This window comes from Paraburkholderia sp. (genome assembly GCF_026225065.1).
Taxonomy (GTDB): domain Bacteria; phylum Pseudomonadota; class Gammaproteobacteria; order Burkholderiales; family Burkholderiaceae; genus Paraburkholderia.
In genome coordinates this window covers 1-3,145 of record NZ_JAMFSB010000168.1, presented here as the reverse complement: position 1 = coordinate 3,145, position 3,145 = coordinate 1, and the positions used below count along the sequence as shown (strand labels likewise).

Here is a 3,145-nt window from a genome sequence, read left to right as displayed (position 1 = left end):
GTTGCCGGAGCACGAGTCATAGGCTTCGCGGGAGGCCCTGAACGCTGCCGATGGGTCATCGAGACGCTCAAGATTGATGGCTGCATCGACTACCTGTCACCCCAACTCGAAGGCGAGCTCTCCATTGCATTTCCGGAAGGCGTTGATGTTTTCTCCGATGGCGTTGGCGGTGAACTGACCGGGCGGGTTGTTGGCCGGATGAACCGACACGGGCGGTTGTTCTCGTACGGATCGGCAGCGGCGTTGTATGCCGCGAACTCGGGCGACGCGTCTGTGGCGCGGGCGACGATGCGCGAGACCTTCGGCATTACGGAGTCTGTCGAGTGGCGATTGCGAGAGCGCCGCATCAAATCCGGCGCGTGGACCGTCGACTCGTTTTATCACGAGCGGGAACAGGCTGAGAACGATCTGTCGCGATTGCTATCGATGCGGCGGATTCGCCCGAACGCGCGCGTGATGCGTGGCTTCGACAACCTTCCGAGTGCGATCGCCGACCTTTATCGGTTACCGCGCGCCGGGAAATTGCAGGTATCGCTGGAATGAGGAAAACTAAATGAGAGCATGGCAACTCGATCGGCTCGGTGGGAGTCTGACATTGGTCGATCGTCCCGTACCGGAAGCACGGCCAGGTAGCGTCGTCGTGCGGATGCAGTCGTCTGCGTTGATGTCCTATATGCGCGATTACGTCGACGGCAAGCTTCCCGTCTACCACGTTCCTTCACGGGCCTTTGTGCCGGGAGGAAACGGAGTCGGTGTCATCGAAGCAGTCGGACCCGACGTGTGGCATCTCAAGCGCGGACAGCGCGTGGTGATCTCCTCGCACTTCGTCGCGCAGGAAAACGTACGCGATCCGGGTCAGATGCTGATCGGTGTCACGGCGGGCAGCGAAGCCGGCTTCAGGATGCAGGATGACTGGCCCGACGGAACACTCGCCGACTACGCGTTGCTGCCCGCATCGACCGTCACGCCCGCTGATGCGGTCAACGACCTCGACGCGCGCAGTCTTGTCACCACGATGCGTTACATCGTTCCCTATGGCGGGATGCTGCGCGGTCGTCTTGCAGCCGGCGAAACCGTGATCGTATCTGGTGCGACAGGCGCATACGGATCGGCGGCCGTCCGGCTGGCGATCGCAATGGGCGCCGCTCGCGTGGTGGCGTTCGGCCGCAATGGAATGGCGCTCACAGCATTGGCGTCGAGCGCCGGGCCTCGCGTCATGCCGGTCGTGTCGACCGGCGACCGCGTCACTGACGTTGACGCGCTGCGTGAAGCGTCGGGCGGTGCTGCGCAGATGGCATTCGACATGGTCGGAAACGCGCAGGATCCGCACCTTACCTTGGCCGCACTGCGAGGACTCGCCGTTGGAGGCCGGCTCGTGTTGATGGGCAGCATGGCCGTGCCCCTGCCGATCCCCTACACGGAAGTGATGTTGAACAGCTGGGAGATTTTGGGCCAGTTCATGTACCCACGCACCGCGTACGCGCAGTTGCTGAAGTTGGTCGGAAGTGGGTTGCTTGCAGCGGAAGCAATCCGGGCGCTCGAGTTCCCATTCGCCGAAGTTCATGAGGCGATCAATGCCGCCGCGAGCGCATCAAGCGCCGAATGCGTCGTTATCAACCACGAGGTCTGATGTGCAAATCCTGAAATCGATGTTCCGTCACTATGTCTCGCCTGAGCAGTTCGACAGTGCGATTGCGTTCTATGAGCAGTTGCAGCTGCAGAACTGTGAGCGCCGTTTGTCGTTTCCCGACGTTGGCGTCGAGGTTGCGGTGGTGGGGTCGTTCATCCTGCTCGCGGGCAACGAAGCTGCGCTTACGCCAGTCAGGCACGTCCGAGCCGCATTTGTCGTCGATTCGGTCGACGCATTCTCCGTCTGGCTCAAAACACACGGTGCCGACGTGCCCACGCAAGTGCATGAAACCCCGGTCGGCCGCAATTTAACCGTGCGGCACGCAGATGGATTTGTGGCCGAGTATTTCGAGCCAACGGCGGCCTGATATGTGAGGGCCCCTGCGCCTCAGGCATCAACGCGCTACCGGCCGTGCCAATTCCGAGTTTTGAGCTTCGACAAAATAGACACAAGGTCCATCTTGGGCGCTCGGTTCCCTGTTACCAAGCAGAGCGCGAAGGCGTTCGCCCAACTCCCGGATAGGGGCATGGCCGCTATCAAGCGAGGCTCGGACGTTCAGACTCAAATCGGAAGCGGCCGCTCCTGTTTAGGGTTGTAGGACGCCTGCCCTGATCCGCGCGCACGCGAATTCCCGCATGAGCTGGCGGGCAGGCGTCCTACAAGCCCCAAGGGAGGAAACCGCGGAGTGTTCCGATGTGACCGGAACGTTTCACCGCTATGGCGATTTATCAGCTCGGATCGCGCACGGGGTGGATTGAAATGCGGATGACGCTGAACCTGGATTGGCAGGATCGTGGCAGCGGCAGTGAAGCGTATCGTGATGTGCTGGGTTTGGCGGGCGCCAAGCTTCCCCTTTGGAGCGATGCGCGCAGGGGTCTCCTATGGGCTCGCGTTGCCGAAGAGCCGACAGTCGATCGATGCACCCTGACACGATGGCGTTCATGCATAGGCTCGCTCAACCGGCGGCGCCCGGATCGGTCTGCTGCGTTGGAGTATGTCGAGGATGATCATCGACGAACCGCAGTGTCGGCAAACAAAGGTTGGCGGTATTGCGGCGCTGGCTACGACGATGGCATCGGATTTGATATGGGCCGGCCCGACGCTCAGCAACTCGCGTAGCTTCGCGAGATTCGCGCGCCGCAAGGGGTTCGCCAGCAGACCGTAATGGCGGATGCGGTCGAAGCCGCCAGGCAGCACGTGTAATAGGAACCGGCGCACGAACTCATCTGCGGTGAGCGTCATAGTCTTGTTGCGTGTGCGTCCGTGGACGCGGTAGTCCTTCCAGTGGAAGGTGACGCCGTGTTCGTTGAGCGCGACCAGACGTTGGTTGGAGATCGCGACCCGGTGCGTGTAACGCGACAGGTAGGCGAGCACGGCTTGGGGTCCCGCGAACGGGTGAGGTTGGGTGCGGATTTCGGATACCAACAGTAGCTGGTTAAACTGGCGACTGGAGGTGCGGAATGTACAAGATTCCCAAGCAGCGTTACACGCAAGAATTCAAGCAGGAAGCGGTTC

At 61.3% G+C, this 3,145-nt stretch carries 2 protein-coding genes and 2 pseudogenes; 3 read left to right on the top strand and 1 reads right to left on the bottom strand.

Features of this window, described 5'->3' with window-relative positions:
• The 3 genes and pseudogenes from M0954_RS12440 to M0954_RS12430 form a co-directional block, all read left to right on the top strand.
• Positions 1 to 543: pseudogene (locus M0954_RS12440) on the top strand (hypothetical protein); the annotation flags it as partial.
• Positions 544 to 553: 10 nt separating this feature from the next.
• On the top strand, positions 554 to 1,630 hold the full coding sequence (locus M0954_RS12435) for a zinc-binding dehydrogenase (protein ID WP_297353517.1): 1,077 nt from the start codon (positions 554 to 556) through the stop codon (positions 1,628 to 1,630).
• A 1-nt stretch (position 1,631) separates the two neighbouring features.
• Positions 1,632 to 1,997, top strand: a complete 366-nt coding sequence (locus tag M0954_RS12430) for a glyoxalase (RefSeq protein WP_297353515.1) — start codon at positions 1,632 to 1,634, stop codon at positions 1,995 to 1,997.
• A 572-nt stretch (positions 1,998 to 2,569) separates the two neighbouring features.
• Here M0954_RS12430 and M0954_RS12425 read toward each other — a convergent pair.
• A pseudogene (locus M0954_RS12425) lies at positions 2,570 to 3,025 on the bottom strand (transposase); the annotation flags it as partial.
• Between the last annotated feature and the right edge of the window lie 120 nt (positions 3,026 to 3,145).

Excerpts from the sequence above, each read along its gene's own strand:
- M0954_RS12435 (WP_297353517.1), top strand. The coding sequence starts at position 554 with ATGAGAGCATGGCAACTCGATCGGCTCGGTGGGAGTCTGACATTGGTC.